Genomic DNA, 248 nt, shown 5'->3' on the forward strand with positions numbered 1-248 from the left:
AACGCCCTGTCTGGTCCATTCTTCAATCTTCACCCGGTATGGCTGTATACTCAAAAAGCTATTAGCACTGCTCTTTTCAAAAAATAACTCCAGCTCCTGTTCAGAGGGTATTGGCTTATCTTTTTCTAACCAACCTTGCTCAATTGCAATATCACGCACATTCCTAAGCGTTTTTCTATCGGCAAGTTTGTCTCGGGACAGCCCTCTAAGCGTAGCACCTTCACGCAATTGGCTAATGATAATGATAT

At 42.7% G+C, this 248-nt stretch carries 1 protein-coding gene; it reads right to left on the bottom strand.

The genetic code is table 11. The features are described 5' to 3' along the window. Nucleotides 1–248, bottom strand: a 248-nt coding sequence (locus Lwal_RS17545; protein WP_162264096.1) for a hypothetical protein, incomplete at both ends; no start/stop codon positions are given.

Source organism: Legionella waltersii, assembly GCF_001468085.1.
GTDB lineage: Bacteria > Pseudomonadota > Gammaproteobacteria > Legionellales > Legionellaceae > Legionella > Legionella waltersii.